Raw genomic sequence first — 16414 nt, 5'->3', positions numbered from 1 at the left:
CTGGTAGTTTACGTAAACGTAAAGCAGTTGTAAGCAAAGCTGAGCAAGAAAAAGCAAAAAATCAGGGAAGAGCGTACTGCAACAAACGCAGAGGCACACTAATGAATTCAATCCAAAGAGACGAGGCATGACCCCATGAAGCTGCTGGTCGCAATCAAACGGGTAGTCGACTACAACGTCAAGATCCGGGTGAAGGGAGACGGCTCCGACGTGGAGCTGGCCAATGTGAAGATGGGGATCAACCCCTTTTGTGAAATTGCGGTGGAGGAGGGGGTCAGGCTGCGGGAAGCTGGGGTTGCCAGCGAACTGGTGGTGGTGACCTTTGGCCCTGACGCTGCCGCCGAGCAACTGCGCCATGGGCTGGCGCTGGGGGCGGATCGGGCGCTGCATTATGTCACCGATGAGACGCTCGCCCCGCTGACGGTTGCCCGCGCCTTGCACAAGGTGTGTAAGCAGGAGCAGCCGGATCTGGTGCTGCTCGGCAAACAGTCCATCGATTCAGACAACAATCAGGTGGCCCAGATGCTGGCTGCTCTCAATGATTGGCCGCTGGCGACCTGCGCGTCCGCCCTTAAGGTGGAAGCGGGAGAGCTGCTGGTGACTCGCGAAATCGACGGTGGCCTCGAGACCCTGGGCATGCCGTTGCCTGCCGTGGTGAGCGCCGATCTGCGTTTGAATGAACCGCGCTTTGCTTCGCTGCCCAACATCATGAAGGCCAAGCGCAAGCCGCTTGATAGCGCCCCCTTCTCGACACTTGCCGTTGAGGTGGCCAATCAGACCCGCTTGCTCGGGGTGATGGCGCCGCCAGCCCGCAGCGCTGGGATCAAGGTGGGCTCGGTGGACGAGCTGGTGGACAAACTCAAACACGAAGCGAAGGTGCTGCCATGAGCGTGCTGATCATTGCCGAACATCATCAAGGCCATCTGGCCGACAACGTGGCACAACTGGTGACCGCAGCCGGCTCCATCGGCGGTCAGGTTGATCTGCTGTTGCTCGGGCAGGGGCTGACCGAGGCGGGTGAACAGGCGGCAGCTCTCGGCGGTGTCGACAAGGTTCTGCTTGCCGAACATCCCCTGCTGGCCGACGGGCTGCTGGATGGGGTCGACAAGCTGCTGGCCAGCTGGTGTCAGGGTTACAGCCACTGCCTGATGGCGGCGAGTGCCATGGGCAAGGCGTTGCTGCCACAGGTGGCGGCACGGCTCGGGGTGGAGATGCTCTCCGAGGTAACGGCTATCGAGAGCAGCGACACCTTCCTGCGCCCCATCTATGCGGGCAATGCCATTGCCAGAGTGGCAAGCTCGGCGCCCGTCAAATTGATGACAGTGCGGGCCACCGCGTTTGCCAAGGCGGTGACGGGCGGGCAGGCTCTCATCGAGCACTTGGCCGTGCCCGAATTCGCTGGCCGTACCCGGCTGGTCGAGCGCCGCGCGGTGCGCTCCAGCAGGCCCGAATTGACAGCCGCTCGGGTCGTGGTCTCCGGTGGTCGGGCGCTGGGCTCAAAGGCGCAATTTGCCCTGATTGAGGCGCTGGCCGACAAGCTGGGCGGCGCGGTGGGGGCATCGCGGGCCGCCGTTGATGCGGGATATGTCGCCAACGATCTTCAGGTGGGGCAGACCGGCAAGGTGGTGGCGCCCGAGCTCTATATCGCGGTCGGCATTTCGGGCGCCATCCAGCATCTGGCTGGGATGAAGGAGTCGAAGGTGATCGTGGCCATCAACAAGGACAGCGATGCCCCCATCTTTCAGGTGGCGGACTACGGACTGGTGGGGGATCTCTTCACCCTGCTGCCGGAGCTCACCGCCAAACTGTAAATTTGTCAGAAATGGCTGAGCTGTGGTCGTTTATGCGCTCTGCCCGCCATTTCTGTGCATGTTCCCTGCAAGCCCTGACCCGTTCAGGGCTTTTTCTCCTGCAAGGGGGATGCAGAGTGACGGTAAAAGGTTGAGCCAGCTCCCAAAAAGCCTTTGATCCGCTGGCTGCTCTTGTGTAAAACCTGACAAGTCATCGATTACTCTCATCCACTCACGGAAAGCGTCATGAGCAAACAGATTTACAACTTCTGCGCCGGCCCCGCCATGCTGCCGGTTGAAGTCATGGAGCGCGCCCAGCGCGAATTTTGTAATTTTCAGGGGCTGGGAGCCTCGGTCATGGAGCTTTCCCATCGCGGCAAGCCCTACATGGCGGTGGCCGAGAAGGCCGAAGCGGATCTGCGCGAACTGCTGGCGGTGCCGGACAACTACAAGGTGCTCTTCATGCACGGTGGCGGCCGCGGTCAGTTCTCCGCCGTACCCATGAACCTGCTGGGCGGGGCCAACAAGAAAGCGGACTTCCTGCTGACCGGCGTCTGGTCCCAGAGCGCGGTGGATGAAGCCAAAAAGTATGGCGATATCCAGACCTTCCAGGGGGTTGCCAAGAACGAGCAGGGGGTCTCTCACCTGCTGCCGACCCCGGCGTTTCGCGCCGATGCGGCTTATGTTCACTACTGCCCGAACGAAACCATTGACGGCATCGAGATGTTTGACATCCCGGCTACCGGCGAGGTGCCGCTGGTGGCGGATCTCTCCTCCACTATTCTCTCCCGTCCTCTCGATGTGAGCCGCTTTGGCATTATCTATGCCGGTGCCCAGAAAAATATCGGGCCGTCCGGGCTTGCCATCGCCATCGTGCGCGATGATCTGCTGGATCAGGCGAGAGCCGATGTGCCCTCGATTTTTGACTACAAGCTCACAGCCAAGAACGACTCCATGTTCAACACGCCGCCCACCTACGCCTGGTATCTGGCCGGTCTGGTATTCGAATGGCTCAAGGAACAGGGTGGCCTCGAGGCAATGGAAGCGCGCAACAAGGAGAAGGCAGACTTCCTGTATGACTATCTCGATCAGTCGAGCTTCTATGGCAATCAGGTGGATGTCAGCTGCCGTTCGCGGATGAACATCCCGTTCCAGCTGAAAAATGCCGAGCTGGACAAGCAGTTCCTGGCCGAATCGGAAGCGGCCGGCCTGCTGGCCCTCAAAGGGCACCGCATCGTCGGTGGCATGCGAGCCAGCCTCTACAACGCCATGCCGCTGGAGGGAGTGAAGGCCCTGGTGAGCTTTATGGATGGCTTTGCCAAGCGCAACGGCTGAGAAGAGAGTACTCACATGCCTGCTGGCGGCCTCTCGTGACAACTCGTGAGCCGCTTCCAGCTACTGCAGTGATTCAAGACGCCGGGGATACCCCGGCGTCTTTTTTTCAACAGAACCAGCGCGCTGGCGTTTGCCGTGCGATTTCCCCTGAAAGTGCCCTTGCCGAGCGGGACGCAGGCTGTTAACGTCCGGACAGGCGTTTATTTTTGAGATAGCACAGGAAGTCTATGAATTCGTTGCGTTTGGAACCCATTTCTCGTGTGGCCGGTGAGGTTAATCTGCCCGGCTCCAAGAGTGTCTCTAACCGTGCGCTGCTGCTGGCGGCGCTGGCTCGTGGCACCACCCGTCTGACCAACCTGCTCGACAGCGATGACATTCGTCATATGCTGGCTGCGCTGACCCAGCTCGGGGTCAAGTACAAGCTCTCCGCCGACAAGACCGAGTGTACCGTTCAGGGTCTGGGTCGCAGTTTTGCGGTGAAAGAGCCGGTCAATCTGTTCCTCGGCAACGCCGGTACTGCCATGCGACCGCTCTGCGCCGCGCTATGCCTCGGCTCAGGTGAATATACCCTGGGCGGCGAGCCGCGCATGGAAGAGCGTCCCATCGGCCATCTGGTGGATGCCCTGCGTGAAGCAGGTGCCCATATCCAGTACCTCAAACACGATGGTTATCCGCCGCTGGTGGTGGATGCCAAGGGGCTGTGGGGCGGCGATGTGCACGTCGATGGCTCCATCTCCAGCCAGTTCCTGACCGCGTTTTTGATGGCAGCGCCGATGGCGGCCGGTGATACCCGGATCCACATCAAGGGGGAGCTGGTCTCCAAGCCCTACATCGACATCACCCTGCACATCATGAAGCAGTTCGGGGTGGTCATCGAGCATGACAACTACAAGCTGTTCTATATCAAGGGCAACCAGACCTATATCAGCCCGGGTGATTTTCTAGTGGAAGGGGATGCCTCCAGCGCCTCCTACTTCCTCGCGGCGGGTGCCATCAAGGGCAAGGTGCGGGTTACCGGTATCGGCAAGCACAGCATTCAGGGTGATATCCACTTCGCCGACGTGCTGGAGAAGATGGGCGCGCGCATCACCTGGGGTGATGATTTCATCGAGGCGGAGCAGGCGCCGCTGCACGGAGTGGATATGGACATGAACCATATTCCCGATGCGGCCATGACCATCGCGGTTGCCGCGCTGTTTGCCGAGGGGCCGACCTCCATTCGCAATATCTACAACTGGCGGGTGAAAGAGACCGACCGTCTGCACGCCATGGCGACCGAGCTGCGCAAGCTGGGCGTCGAAGTGGAGGAGGGGCATGACTTTATCACCGTGACCCCGCCGACCCAGCTCAAGCATGCCGAGATTGATACCTACAACGATCACCGTATCGCCATGTGCTTCTCGCTGGTGGCGCTGTCGGATACCCCGGTCACCATCAATGATCCCAAGTGCACGTCGAAGACCTTCCCGGATTACTTCGACAAGCTGGCCAGTATCAGCCAGCGTGGCTGATCACTGACAAACCCGTCATCACAGACGCTTCGGGCCCGCGCTGAGCGGGCCTTTATGCCTTCCTCATCCGCACTTCCATTTCGCCTAGCATCATTTCAATAACTTGCAAGATTGATATATAAAATAGTTTTGTGATTGCTGTAATTTCCTATTTACACATGCCCTGTCGCGGGCTATGTTGAGATTTCCTAATCGCAGTCATCTAGCAGGAAGCCTTGTCATGCAGCATCAAACCGACGACGTTCGTATCAGTGAAATCAAAGAGTTATTACCCCCGGTTGCGGTGCTTGAGAAGTTTCCGGCTACCGAGGTGGCCTCGTCCACCGTTTTTGAATCCCGTCAGGCCATTCACAATATCCTGGCTGGCGAAGATGATCGTCTGCTGGTGGTGATTGGCCCTTGCTCCATCCACGATCCGGTTGCCGCGCTGGAGTACGGCAAGCGCCTCAAGGCGCTGCGCGACGAGCTGAAAGATCAGCTGGAGATCGTGATGCGGGTCTACTTCGAAAAACCGCGCACCACAGTGGGCTGGAAGGGGCTGATCAACGATCCGTACCTCGACAATAGCTGCAAGATCAACGACGGTCTGCGCATTGGTCGCAAGCTGTTGCTGGATCTCAACGACATGGGGCTGCCGACTGCCTCCGAGTTCCTCGACATGATCACCCCGCAATACGTGGCGGATCTGATGAGCTGGGGCGCGATCGGTGCCCGTACCACCGAATCCCAGGTACACCGCGAGCTGGCCTCCGGTCTCTCCTGTCCGGTGGGCTTCAAGAACGGCACTGACGGCACCATCAAGGTTGCCATCGATGCCATTGGCGCTGCCAGTGCGCCACACCACTTCCTGTCGGTCACCAAATACGGTCACTCCGCCATCGTGGCGACCCGCGGCAACCCGGACTGTCACATCATTCTGCGTGGTGGTCGTGAGCCGAACTACAGCGCCGCCCATGTCAGCGAAGTTGTGAAGGGGCTGGAGAAGGCCGGTCTGCCGCAGAAGGTGATGATCGACTTTAGTCACGCCAACAGCAGCAAACAGTTCAAGAACCAGATGGTAGTGGCAGAAGACGTAGCCGGTCAGCTGCGTGCCGGCAGCAAGGCGGTGTTTGGGGTGATGGTGGAGAGCCATCTGGTAGAAGGCCGTCAGGATCTGGTGGAAGGGTGTGAACTCACCGTCGGCCAGAGCATCACCGATGCCTGCATCGGTTGGGCTGATACCGAAGTGTTGCTGCGCAACCTGGCGGATGCAGTCGCAACCCGTAACGCCCGCTAAAACCATCCCGGCGGCGCTGTTAATCGTCAACGCGCCGCTGGAACAGCAACGATGCCATTCGGCCAAATCGAATGCATAAAGCAAAAGCGCGACCCTCGGGTCGCGCTTTTTCGTTGGTGAAGTGGATTACCAACGGTAGGTTTTCAGCAGAGCCTCCAGTTTCTGACACTGCTCCACCAGCTGGATGCTGGCGAGGTTGGCGGCGTGCGCCTGACCCAGGGTGTCGTTGGAAGTGTTGCGAATATCGCTGACCGAGCTGTCTACCTCATGGCAGACCCTATCCTGCTCTTCGGCCGACTGGGCCATCTGGGCGTTGAGGTCGTTGATGCGGGCGATGCGCTCGATGATGTTCTGCATGGCTGCCAGGGTCGCTTCGGTCTTGCTGATGCTCTCATCGGCTTTGCTTTTTGCATCCCCGATCACCGTAACTGCGCTCTGGGCCTCATTTTGCAGGGCGGCGATCATCTGGGAGATCTCTTCGCTGGCGGCGCGGCTGCGGTTGGAGAGGGCCCGCACTTCATCGGCCACCACCGCAAAGCCACGGCCTTGTTCGCCTGCCCGGGCCGCTTCAATCGCAGCGTTGAGGGCCAACAGGTTGGTCTGATCGGCAATTCCCTTGATCACCTCGAGCACACCGTCAACCGCCAGGCAGCGGCTGTCGAGTTGCTGGATCACCTGATCCACCCGATCAATCTCTGCCGACATCTCGCCCATATCGGTGATGGAGTGCTGGGCGAGGCGGCTGGTGTCGGCGGCATCCTGATTGGTGAGGGCAGAGAGCTCGGCGCTGTGGCGGGCATGTTCGCGCACTTCATGAGAGCTGGCGGCCAGCTCGCTGACGGCGGCGGCGACCTGGGTGGTCATCCCCTCTTGCTGGCGGGCCGAGTTTTCGGTCTGGGTCGCCACCTGACGGATCTGGTTCGACTCCTGATAGAGCTGGTGGGTTGCCCCTTCCACCTCCTGCAGGCTGTGGCGGAATCCCTGCACCATGTCATTGACGGCGCGGGTCATCTGGCCCAGTTCATCCCGGCTGTGATTGACCAGGGGGAGGGCGAGGTCGCGCTCTTTGGCCATCCGGATCATGGTGAGCTGCAGCTGGCGCAGAGGGTGTTTCACGTAGCGTTGCAATACCCACCAGAGCAAGCCGAAGCCGAGACTGAAGACGGCGGCCAGGCTGCCGCTCAGGATCAGGTTGTTGTGGCGGATCTCGCCGAAGGTGTGGCTGAGGTCATAACTGATCCGCACAGCCCCCATCACGGTCCCCTCATTGACCTGATGACAGGTGAGGCACTGGGTGCCGCGATACTCCTTGTAGGCTTTGAACGGTTTGATCAAGGTGAGCCGGTTACCCTGCTGCTCCAGAATGGCTTCGCCCTGATTGATGGCTCGCTCATCGAGGGGATCCTGCGCTTTCTGATCCGGATGACCTGGGCCAAACAGGTTGCTTACTGCTGGTGCGCGCACCAGACGTGCCTCAACGATGCCCGCTTCACTCTTGAGTTTGGTCTGCACTATCTGCCGGTTGGCCATGCCACCTGTCATCATCAGCACGTTCACCTGATCCATATAGGTGTTGGCCATGCTCTCAACTTTCTCCTCTGCCAGCCGGATGGCGAGATCCCGTTGCAGCCATGCGGAGAGTTCGAAGCAGAGGCCAAAGGTGGTGCTGATGACCAGCGCAAGAGGGAGGAATATTTTCCAGTTCAAGGAGAGGTTATGCATTTTGGGCAAGTTCCATGCGCTTGGTGTTGTTATGTGATCCCGTATCATCTTGATCGTAGACGAAGAAACGGCGGGAGATGGTTCTCTATCGGCACACGATAACCACTCTTGAGTAAATAATCTGTTAAGCAGATCGGTAATGCAGGTTGCCAAAATGCCTTTCGGGAGGGGGGCTGCTCCTTGGGTTGATCCAGAACAAATTGCCAGTAACGATAATCGTTATCATTGTCATTATTTGCTGATAATAGTGACCATCATGAATCTGACCCCTTCCATGACCGGCATTGCCACGCCGGATCCCCTCAAGTTTGCTTTTAGCGCCAAGACCTCGGCTCACGCCAGTCGGGGAGGGATGCGCCCCTTCCCGCTGGATGAGGCAGGCTGGCAGAGCTGGTGGCAGCGAGAGAGTGAAGCTGAGGAGCGCGCCCTCTACATCCACATTCCGTTTTGCCGAAAGCGCTGCAGCTTCTGCAATTTCTTTGAAAATGGAGCCAATCCGGCGCGGATCAACCGCTATGTCAATGCCTTGTGCGCATCCCTTGCGCAGGCGGCTGACACCCCGCTGGCGCAGAGCATGCCGTTTTCAGCCGTCTATGTAGGGGGCGGTACACCGACCGACATGAGCGCCGACGAGCTTGCCATGCTGGCCACCGTGATCCGCCGTTTTCCGCTGGCGGCGGATGCCGAGGTGACGCTGGAGGGACGGCTCAACGGCTTTGATGATGAGAAATGGCAGGCGGCGCTGGCGGGGGGCTTCAACCGTTTCTCATTCGGGGTGCAAAGCTTTGATACCCGGGTGCGTCAGCAGGCAGCCCGTTTCGATGACAGGGAGACGCTGCTGACCCGTCTGGGTGAGCTGACCCGGGATGATGCGGCGGTGATCGTGGCGGATCTCATCTTTGGTCTGCCCGGTCAGGATGATGCCGTGTGGCAGCAGGATATCCGCGATGTGATGGCGAGCGGTGTACACGGGGTCGATCTTTACCAGCTCATCGCCATGCAGGGCACCAATCTGGAGCGGGCGCAGGAGAAGGGCACCCTGGATTGGCTCGCCGATGGTCAGCAGCGGGCGGCCATGTATGCCTATGGCGGGGCGCAACTGGAAGCTCACGGCTGGGAGCGTCTCTCTTGCAGCCACTGGCGGCGCAGTCCGGCCGAGCAGAGTCGTTATAACCAGATGGCCAAGCGCGGTGCGGAGATCCTCCCCTTTGGCGCCGGTGCTGGGGGCAGCATTCTTGGCCACGGCTTGATGTATGGGCGGGATCTGGCCCCCTGGCATGACGCGCTGGCAAGTGGCAAGCGGGCGCCCGGGATGGTGATGGGGCGCAATCCCAATGCAAGGATGGACGGTCTGCTGCGTGGCGCTCTCGACAGTGGCGTGCTGGCGCTGGATCGTCTGCCAACGCCTTTGCTGACCCATCTGATGCCGCTTTTTGCCGCCTGGCAGCAGCACGGGCTGGCCGAGATCGAGAGCACACGGTTGCAACTCACCCTCGCCGGACGCTTCTGGAACGTCAATATGCAGGCTGGCTTGTTCGAGTTCTTGCAGCTCAATCCGCTCGATGGTTCAGCGCCGCCCAGCCATGGTACTGCCGCGGTACGCCATTCGCTGGTTTGAGCCCGAGCGGAGCATTTGCACGGAGCACTTGCACGACTCCGTGCGATCCATAACGGAAGAGGGAGCCTTGCAGGCTCCCTCTTTTGGCTTGGCAGTTAGCGTCGCGCGAGTTTACTCGTCGCTGCTCTCCTGATAGCTGTCGCGCATTGCTTTGGGCAGACGGCGCATTGGCGCAAAGCCGATATCCTCGCCCACCACTTCGCGCTTGCGGGACTTGTTTTGCGGAGACTGGGCGGGATTTTTGCTGGTGTCACCCTTGGCTTTGCCCTTGCCCGCGGCTGGCTTGCCCTTGGCATTGCTGCTCTTGGCGTTGGCATGACCGCGAGCCCGAGGCGGGTTCTGCACCGGCTTGCTGCCCGGCAGAGTCTGGCGACTCGGCTTGCCGCTTGGCTCATACCCTTCCAGGATCTCCACGGTCAGGGATTGGCCGATCAGGGCTTCGATCGCCTTGAGCTGACCCAGCTCGTCCTGGCTGACCAGCGAGATGGCCTCGCCGCCACGACCGGCGCGGCCGGTACGGCCGATACGGTGGATGTAATCCTCCGCCATCTGCGGCAGTTCAAAGTTGATCACGTAGGGCAGTTGATCGATGTCCAGACCGCGGGCGGCGATATCGGTCGCCACCAGCACCCGCACCTCGCCACTGCGAAAATCGGCCAGCGCCCGGTTGCGGGCACCCTGGCTCTTGTCACCGTGGATCGCCACGGTATTGAGACCATCTTTTTGCATCTGCTGGGCGAGGCGGTCGGCGATCTGCTTGGTGCGGACAAACACCAGTACCCGCTGCCAGTTGCCACGGCCAATCATGTGGGATAGCAGCTCGCGGCGGCGTTCCCGATCCACCTGAATGATGCGTTGGGTCACCTGCTCCGCGGCAGTATTGCTGGGGTCAACCTCGATGAGTGTGGGGTGGTTCAGCAGATCGTCCGCCAGCGCCTTGATGTCGTTTGAGAAGGTGGCAGAGAAGAGCAGGGTTTGCCGCTCTGCAGGCAGCGCCTTCATGATGCGGCGGATGTCGACGATAAAACCCATGTCGAGCATGCGATCCGCTTCATCCAGCACCAGCACTTCCAGCTGGCTCAGGGTCAGGGCGCCCTGGGTCAGCAGATCCAGCAGACGGCCCGGGGTGGCGACCAGAATGTCCACACCCAGCTTGATGGCGTCCAGATTGGGCTTGATGCTGACACCGCCATAGGCGATCAGAGTCTTGAATGGCAGGTGGTGGGCATACTTGATGATGCTCTCGCCCACCTGTGCCGCCAGTTCGCGGGTCGGGGTCAGTACCAGTGCGCGTACCTGACGACGGCCACGACCGTGGTTGGCCAGCAGACGCTGCAACATCGGCAGGGTGAAACCGGCCGTTTTGCCTGTGCCTGTCTGAGCGCCGCCGAGCACATCCTGACCGGCCAGAATGGCCGGAATCGCTTGCTGCTGGATGGGGGTTGGCTGTTCGTAACCCAGCTCCTTGACGGCCCGCAGAATATGCGGAGACAGACCCAGTTCGTTGAATGACATGTTCGAGAGAAACTCCTGAGATGAGCCTTTGGCTCAACGGGCAGCCAGCGTATTGGGGCCAGCCACGATATGGAAATGATAACGGGGCCGTAATATAGCAAAAGAGCGGCCGATGCGCAGTAGCTGTCGCACCGGCCGCTATACAATCGTTCAACGCAGTGGCGTAAAACGGTGCGGGAGCATCAGAGAATCTCGCGGATCTGCTCGGCCAGACTCTCCGGTTTGGTGGTGGGAGCAAAGCGGTCAACCACCTTGCCATCACGGTCGATCAGGAACTTGGTGAAGTTCCACTTGACGTTTTCGAGCCCCAGCAGCCCCGGTTTCTTTTGCTTGAGCCATTGATAGAAGGGGTGGGCCTGTTCACCGTTGACATCGCACTTGGCCATGATGGGGAAGGTGACCGGATAGTCGAGGGAGCAGAAGCGGGCGATCTCGTCCGCATCCCCCGGCTCCTGATTGCCGAACTGGTTGCAGGGGAAGCCCAAAATCACCAGCCCCTTGGGGCCGAGTTCCCGATAGAGCGTTTCCAGCCCTTCATATTGTGGAGTAAAGCCGCAGAGACTGGCCACATTGACCACCAGCACCACCTTGCCCGCCAGTTGAGTCAGCGGGTAGGGGGTACCATCCAGTCGTTGCAAAGTGAGATCGGGCAGAGGCATGAGAAGATCCTTTCGTGGGTGATGCGCGGGTTGTGCCGTGAGTGGTTCGGTCGGTGACAGAGACAAGCGCCGGATGAACAGCAACATGGCGATGCGGATACGGTATCGGCTGGCTCTTGGCACCGCAAGGAGGCCGCGGCGCCTCCTCGTCCCGATTGCAAGGGCCATCACAGTTTCGACAGCCAATACGCTCTTTGGCAGGGCGGGATCACAACTGGCGACAAAAATGCGGGGAGGCGGGCAGCAACTCGCGTATTGATGTTGGGACTTCTCAAGAGAAGCAAACCGGTTTGTGACTTTGCCGGTAAGTCGCTACAAAGCGCCCTCTTTCCACTCATTGTGAGCCAATCTTGGACTATCAAGCTGCCATGGATGCCATTTACACCCGGGGATGGGTGATAGTGGATGATTTTTTGACCGCCGCCGAGGTGGATGCCCTCAAAGCCTGTTTGCCAAGCGAATGGCAACCGGCCGGGATCGGCCGTGACGCCCTGCACCAGGGCAATCCCGATATTCGCCGTGACCAAATCCACTGGCTGGAGCCCTCCCTCGGTGCGCCGGTGGCCGACTATCTCGCCCGGATGGAGTCCCTGCGTCTTGCCGCCAACCGGATGTTGATGCTGGGATTGTTCGACTACGAGGCCCACTTCGCCCGCTATCGCAGCGGGGATTTTTACGCCACCCATCGGGATGCCTTTGCCGGTCGCTCCAACCGCCGTCTTACCACCGTGTTTTACCTCAACAACGACTGGCTGCCCGAAGCGGGTGGAGTGCTGCGCATGTATGACGACAAGGAGCAGTTTCTGATGGATGTGAGCCCCAAGGGGGGGCGGCTGGTCATGTTTCTCTCCGAGGAGTTTCCCCACGAGGTGCTGCCTGCCAATCAGGAGCGCTACAGCATTGCCGGCTGGTTTCGGGTCAATGGCAACGGCATGGGAAGGGTCGATCCCCCGCGCTGAGGGGCAATGTGTCCCGATTTTGACACAGGGGAGACTTTTCACTGCAAGAAGTGGGGTCATGGGTCTCCCATCAGCTGACAAGGGTTGATCTCCCTTGCTACACTGGCGCGCACTTATGTTCGTATCTGGCTTCGTCCGGTTTTATGGTGGTTGGCTTATCAAATGGTCATGACGAGGCCGCTTTTCCCAAGGGATCACATCTAATGAAGAACATGCATGTCTTGCTGCTGTGCGGCGGCGGTGGCTCCGAGCACGAAGTTTCTCTGCGCAGCGCCAATTTCCTCGAGCAACAACTGGGCCTTCTGCCCGGTGTCGAAGTGACCCGCGTCGAGATGTTCGCCGATCGCTGGCTCAGTGCCGATGGCCGCGAGTGCAAGCTGGGGCTCGACAAGCTGCTTTCGTTTGACAGCGTGGCCCGTCCGGTGGATTACGTGGTGCCCTGCATCCACGGCTACCCGGGTGAGACCGGCGATCTGCAATCCTTCCTCGAGCTGGCCGGATTGCCTTATCTCGGTTGCGATGCCGAGGCGAGCAAGATCTGCTTCAACAAGATCAGCACCAAGCTGTGGCTCTCCGCCATCGGCATTCCCAACACCCCATACCTGTTCCTGACCGAACAAAATGACGCTGCGCTGGCCGAAGCGAAGGCCGCGCTGGCCAAGTGGGGAAAGGTCTTTATCAAGGCGGCCTCCCAGGGTTCTTCCGTTGGCTGCTACTCCGCCAGCAACGAAGCGGATCTGATGAAAGGTATTGCCGATGCCTTCGGTTACTCCGAACAGGTTCTGATCGAGAAAGCAGTCAAGCCGCGTGAGCTGGAAGTGGCGGTTTACCAGTATGGTGACGAGCTGGTGGCGACGTATCCGGGCGAGATCTGCGTGCCGCAGGACAAGTTCTACACCTATGAAGAGAAGTACAGCAGTGCCAGCCATACCGAGACTGCACTGCGTGCCGAGGGGCTGACCGAGGCGCAGGCTGAAGCTATTCACGAGTATGCCCTCAAGGCGTTCCGTCAGCTGAAACTGACCCATCTCTCCCGCATCGACTTCTTCCTGACCGAGGAGGGGGAGATCCTGCTGAATGAAATCAACACCTTCCCGGGCATGACCTCCATCTCCATGTTCCCGAAACTGCTGGAGCATCACGGTCACCGCTTCGCCGACTACCTTGAGCAGATCCTGCGCAAGGCCAGCTAAGCGTGCTCTCCCGCTCGCGGGATGAAGAAGAATCCAATAAAAAATCCCCGCCAATCGGCGGGGATTTTTTTATGCCTTTATCAAACGGGGCAGGCCAGCTTGAAGGGATAAACAGGCGGGGAGGGGATGACTCTTCCCCGCCTGTTGCTAGCTGTGGGTGTTACCGGCGGTTAGCCGCGAGCCACCCGAAAGCGCACGCTGCGGGAGTGGCACGGCGCCAGCTCGCCAAATTCGCCATCAGCCAGTTCAAGGGGCAGGGGCTGTTCGTCCATCCGCACCGCTTGCCAGTCGCTCAGGGCGTGTTCGCAGCTCACTTTGCCACCCTTCAGCACAGCCTGCTCGCTCGGGTTGTAGACCCGGATCACCAGCGCCTCTTCATCCTCGGCTTTTTTCAGGGCACTCAGCACCGGACCGGAGGGAGCCATGGCGAGCAGACTGAAGTGGAGCGGTGTGGTGAAGCTCGCCTTGTTGAGCTTCATGGCATCGAACGGGATCTTGTTGTAGCAGCGCACCGGGGTGAGGTAGCTGCGCGCCGCCTGCATCACGTTGGCGCTGATGTGATCACCGGCAAACGCCAGCAGGCTGAAACGGCAGCTGAGCTTGCCGCGCACCTGGGAGTCCGGGGTGGGCAGCTTGATGCCGGAGGGGCGACCCGGGCGCAGCAGCAGCTCCTCTTTACCGAGTACGCCGACCCCGCGCAGCAGGGTGAGTGCCAGGGTGTCGCACTGCTCACCGATCACTTCAAACTCGCGCAGACCATCGCTCAGCACCGCCAGCCCCTGCTTGCCATCTTGCAGGGCGACGAAGTTCATCAGCTGCCAGACCGGAATGGGGGCCTCTTTCCAACCTTCCGCCTCCCAGTTCGCCATGGCGCTGTCGCGGGTGGGGCGAGTGATGCAGCCAAACTGGTTGTCGGATACCACTGTGTCGCTCGGGAAGGGGGTGGGGATCAGCACCCGCACCCGGTGATCATCGGCCTGATTGTCGAGCTCCAGCTCGATATCGATACGCGGGCTCTGATGCGCCAGCGTGATGCGGCAGATGACATCAAGGTGACCGCTGCACTGACGGTTAGCTCGCTCGGCGAGGTTGGCAGGCAATGCCATACGCAGTTTGAGCGTGGCGATGCTCTGCCATGCCTGATGGGTAACCTCGCGGGTCACTGCAAACTCGGTGGAGTAGCGCAGCCATTCGTCCCGCGACGGCGAGTAGTCATACTCGTCGCCATCATCGGAGCCCTCTTCCAGCGTGAGCACCTGATCGAAGGTGGTGCCGCGAAGCTTGTCCAGGATCTGCAAAGTGCCGTTGTCATTGAGGGCGATGCGGTAAAAATCGTTCTCCAGCAGCTCGCCGCTGGCCATCACCGGCTGCTCCAGTCCCGGCTGATTGCCCTCGATATGCAGAGTGCAGTAGCCCATAGCCGGCAGCGGATGGCAGAGTTGGATGTCGTACTCCATAAAGGGGTCGTAGTTGCCGTAGTGCACGATCTGTCTGTCTACCAAACCAGGATCAATCTCGCGCTTGGCGCGGATGAAGTAGGGAACCGGCTGGCCCGCCTCATCGCTCAGGGCAAAGGATTGGGCGCGAATGCGGATGCTGGTATTGATCACCTCCTGACGGGGGAAGGGCATCAGGTTGAACAGGCAGAGCTTGTCGGCCACCTGCACGCCGTCTTCACAGAGAGCCACCGGCATGTTGTCGACAATCTTGCGCATGTAGAAGCGGATCAGGTTCTCGGCCATGTCGTCGGCCAGAATGAAGCGGGTCATCACCTCCTGATGCACCTTGTCGCTACAGCAGCAGCCGATGCTGTCATGGGCGTGGTTCTTCATGATCTCCTTCCACATCTTCTCCAATAGCCCGTGGTGGTACTCGAAGCCGAGTGCCCAGGCGATGCTCGCCAGCGGCTCGAGGATGTTGACGATCTTGTTCTCGATGGCGGCGTGGGCCAGCTTGATGTCCATCCGGGTGGAGGAGATGGTGCGGTGTACCCGCATGTATTTGCCGTCGTTGAACTCCCCCTTGAGGGTGGCAAGCTGGTCGCGGCACGCCTCGATGCGCTCGAAGACCTGCTCGAAGCGGCTCATGTGGAATTCACGCTGGGGGTAGATCTCCCGCAGCTTGTCGATAATGGCGAAGATGTTCTGTTGCAGCGGCATCTGGTCGTGGCCGTTGGGCAGCAGGATATCCTTGGTCACCGAGGCCTTCTCCAGCACCTCGAAGTAGGATTCGAGCCGCTTGCGCAGGCCCGCTTCATCTTCCGGCAGGTACTTGCCGATGGCGTAGCCGAGCGGCAGGACCTGGGCGGTCACCTCGCTGCCATCGTTGCTCTGCCAGAGGAACTCGGTCTTGTCGGTGCCGTGACGCTCGGAGCAGCCGCGCCAGAACATGGCCCGATCGATCCCGAAGCCGTTGAAGATGTGGGGTAGCTGGGAGGACATGCCGAATGAATCGGGCAGGTAACCGATCTTCATCGGCTCGCCAAGGCTAAGGCAGTCGCGCATCCCGTAGAGCAGGTTGCGCAGGATGGACTCGCCGCTCACCTGCATGGTGTCGGTCTGGGTGTACCAGGGGCCGATGATGAGCTTGCCCGCTTCCACCAGTGCCTTCACCCGGGCCTTGTTCTCGGGCTGGATGGCGAAGTAATCCTCCAGCACCGCGGTCTGGCCGTCCAGCACATAGAACTTGTAGTCGGGGTCGGATTCAAGACGCGCCAGGATCTCCGCCATGTTGTTGACCAGCAGGATGCGGGACTCCTCGGTGGTGAAGTACCACTCCCGATCCCAGTGCATGTGCGGCGTGATGTGAACTCGTGAAACTGTCATGACAATGATCC

At 60.0% G+C, this 16414-nt stretch carries 12 protein-coding genes; 8 read left to right on the top strand and 4 right to left on the bottom strand.

Features of this window, described 5'->3' with window-relative positions:
- The first annotated feature begins 135 nt into the window (after window positions 1-135).
- From WBR25_RS11770 to aroG, 5 genes are all read left to right on the top strand, one after another.
- Window positions 136-888: an electron transfer flavoprotein subunit beta/FixA family protein gene (locus tag WBR25_RS11770; RefSeq protein WP_236271213.1), complete on the top strand. Its 753-nt coding sequence runs from the start codon at window positions 136-138 to the stop codon at window positions 886-888.
- Window positions 885-1811 carry an electron transfer flavoprotein subunit alpha/FixB family protein gene (locus WBR25_RS11765; protein WP_429106740.1) on the top strand — a complete coding sequence of 309 codons (927 nt, stop codon included), beginning with the start codon at window positions 885-887 and terminating at the stop codon, window positions 1809-1811. Before WBR25_RS11770 ends, WBR25_RS11765 begins: the two co-directional genes overlap by 4 nt.
- Before the next feature lie 225 nt (window positions 1812-2036).
- Window positions 2037-3125, top strand: a complete 1089-nt coding sequence (serC, locus tag WBR25_RS11760; RefSeq protein ID WP_236271215.1) for a 3-phosphoserine/phosphohydroxythreonine transaminase — start codon at window positions 2037-2039, stop codon at window positions 3123-3125.
- A 227-nt stretch (window positions 3126-3352) separates the two neighbouring features.
- The gene (gene aroA, locus WBR25_RS11755; RefSeq protein ID WP_479748007.1) at window positions 3353-4636 is read left to right on the top strand and encodes a 3-phosphoshikimate 1-carboxyvinyltransferase; all 1284 of its coding nucleotides are present in this window, start codon (window positions 3353-3355) and stop codon (window positions 4634-4636) included.
- 220 nt (window positions 4637-4856) lie between these two features.
- Window positions 4857-5912: a 3-deoxy-7-phosphoheptulonate synthase AroG gene (gene aroG, locus WBR25_RS11750; RefSeq protein ID WP_042080388.1), complete on the top strand. Its 1056-nt coding sequence runs from the start codon at window positions 4857-4859 to the stop codon at window positions 5910-5912.
- 126 nt (window positions 5913-6038) lie between these two features.
- Here the strand turns inward: aroG and WBR25_RS11745 are convergent, their stop codons facing one another.
- Window positions 6039-7634 (bottom strand): methyl-accepting chemotaxis protein, encoded by a 1596-nt coding sequence (locus WBR25_RS11745; RefSeq protein WP_005360022.1) that lies wholly within the window; start codon window positions 7632-7634, stop codon window positions 6039-6041.
- 256 nt (window positions 7635-7890) lie between these two features.
- On the opposite strand from WBR25_RS11745, the gene hutW reads away from it, so the two are divergent.
- Entirely contained in the window at window positions 7891-9252 is a 1362-nt protein-coding gene (gene hutW / locus WBR25_RS11740) for a heme anaerobic degradation radical SAM methyltransferase ChuW/HutW (RefSeq protein ID WP_479748005.1), read from the top strand.
- A gap of 111 nt (window positions 9253-9363) precedes the next feature.
- Here the strand turns inward: hutW and WBR25_RS11735 are convergent, their stop codons facing one another.
- Both WBR25_RS11735 and WBR25_RS11730 read right to left on the bottom strand, forming a co-directional pair.
- Complete coding sequence (locus WBR25_RS11735; RefSeq protein WP_479748003.1) at window positions 9364-10767, bottom strand: DEAD/DEAH box helicase; 1404 nt, start codon at window positions 10765-10767, stop codon at window positions 9364-9366.
- 182 nt (window positions 10768-10949) lie between these two features.
- Window positions 10950-11426, bottom strand: a complete 477-nt coding sequence (locus tag WBR25_RS11730; protein WP_139429670.1) for a glutathione peroxidase — start codon at window positions 11424-11426, stop codon at window positions 10950-10952.
- A gap of 350 nt (window positions 11427-11776) precedes the next feature.
- Between WBR25_RS11730 and WBR25_RS11725 the strand changes: the two genes are divergently transcribed.
- Window positions 11777-12385, top strand: a complete 609-nt coding sequence (locus tag WBR25_RS11725; protein ID WP_005344994.1) for a 2OG-Fe(II) oxygenase — start codon at window positions 11777-11779, stop codon at window positions 12383-12385.
- A gap of 203 nt (window positions 12386-12588) precedes the next feature.
- Window positions 12589-13578, top strand: coding sequence for a D-alanine--D-alanine ligase (locus WBR25_RS11720; protein WP_479748001.1), 990 nt, complete (start codon window positions 12589-12591; stop codon window positions 13576-13578).
- A 170-nt stretch (window positions 13579-13748) separates the two neighbouring features.
- On the opposite strand, the gene mngB is transcribed toward WBR25_RS11720, so the two are convergent.
- Window positions 13749-16403: a mannosylglycerate hydrolase gene (gene mngB / locus WBR25_RS11715; protein WP_479747999.1), complete on the bottom strand. Its 2655-nt coding sequence runs from the start codon at window positions 16401-16403 to the stop codon at window positions 13749-13751.
- Between the last annotated feature and the right edge of the window lie 11 nt (window positions 16404-16414).

The organism is Aeromonas sp. MTB (assembly GCF_056632455.1).
Note: the sequence above shows the minus strand (reverse complement) of the source record. Positions and strands in the feature narration are given on the sequence as shown.

Bases quoted from the DNA above. Each gene is read 5' to 3' on its own strand.
- WBR25_RS11770 (WP_236271213.1), top strand. From the start codon at position 136: ATGAAGCTGCTGGTCGCAATCAAACGGGTAGTCGACTACAACGTCAAG.
- WBR25_RS11765 (WP_429106740.1), top strand. From the start codon at position 885: ATGAGCGTGCTGATCATTGCCGAACATCATCAAGGCCATCTGGCCGAC.
- serC (WP_236271215.1), top strand. From the start codon at position 2,037: ATGAGCAAACAGATTTACAACTTCTGCGCCGGCCCCGCCATGCTGCCG.
- aroA (WP_479748007.1), top strand. From the start codon at position 3,353: ATGAATTCGTTGCGTTTGGAACCCATTTCTCGTGTGGCCGGTGAGGTT.
- aroG (WP_042080388.1), top strand. From the start codon at position 4,857: ATGCAGCATCAAACCGACGACGTTCGTATCAGTGAAATCAAAGAGTTA.
- WBR25_RS11745 (WP_005360022.1), bottom strand. From the start codon at position 7,634: ATGCATAACCTCTCCTTGAACTGGAAAATATTCCTCCCTCTTGCGCTG.
- hutW (WP_479748005.1), top strand. From the start codon at position 7,891: ATGAATCTGACCCCTTCCATGACCGGCATTGCCACGCCGGATCCCCTC.
- WBR25_RS11735 (WP_479748003.1), bottom strand. From the start codon at position 10,767: ATGTCATTCAACGAACTGGGTCTGTCTCCGCATATTCTGCGGGCCGTC.
- WBR25_RS11730 (WP_139429670.1), bottom strand. From the start codon at position 11,426: ATGCCTCTGCCCGATCTCACTTTGCAACGACTGGATGGTACCCCCTAC.
- WBR25_RS11720 (WP_479748001.1), top strand. From the start codon at position 12,589: ATGAAGAACATGCATGTCTTGCTGCTGTGCGGCGGCGGTGGCTCCGAG.
- mngB (WP_479747999.1), bottom strand. From the start codon at position 16,403: ATGACAGTTTCACGAGTTCACATCACGCCGCACATGCACTGGGATCGG.